Below are 595 nucleotides of genomic sequence, written 5' to 3' on the forward strand. Positions count from 1 at the left end.
CCTCAGTTTGGAGTCCAATTCCCTACCCCAAGGAGATTGGACGTGAAGAAGCGTTTTACCGAAGAGCAGATCATCGGCTTCCTGCGCGAAGCCGAAGGCGGCGTGGCGATCAAGGATCTGTGCCGGCGCCATGGCTTCAGCGAGGCCTCGTACTATCTGTGGCGTAGCAAGTTCGGCGGCATGAGCGTGCCCGATGCCAAGCGGCTCAAGGACCTTGAGGCCGAGAACGCGCGGCTGAAGAAGTTGCTGGCCGAGCAGTTGTTCGAGAACGACCTGATCAAGGATGCGTTGCGAAAAAAGTGGTGAGCGCACCGGCGCGTCGTATGCTGGTGCGCGAGTGGATCGGGCGTGGTGCCAGCGAGCGTCGTGCGCTGGCAGTGATCGGCATGAGCGCCAGCGCGCTGCGCTATTGCCCACGCCAAGACCGCAACGGCGAACTGCGCGAGCGCATTCTTGCGCTGGCGCATCGCCATCGTCGCTATGGCGTGGGGATGATCTATCTCAAACTGCGACAGGAAGGGCGCATCGTGAACTACAAACGCGTGGAGCGGTTGTACCGCGAACAGCAGCTACAGGTCCGACGGCGCAAGCGCAA

1 pseudogene is annotated in these 595 nt (G+C 61.5%); it reads left to right on the plus strand.

Annotation, left to right across the window (positions count from 1 at the left end):
• Positions 1 to 42 precede the first annotated feature (42 nt).
• Positions 43 to 595, plus strand: a pseudogene (locus tag XARJCFBP2528_RS24485) (IS3-like element IS1403 family transposase); the annotation flags it as partial.

It is taken from the genome of Xanthomonas arboricola pv. juglandis, assembly GCF_001013475.1.
GTDB lineage: Bacteria > Pseudomonadota > Gammaproteobacteria > Xanthomonadales > Xanthomonadaceae > Xanthomonas > Xanthomonas arboricola.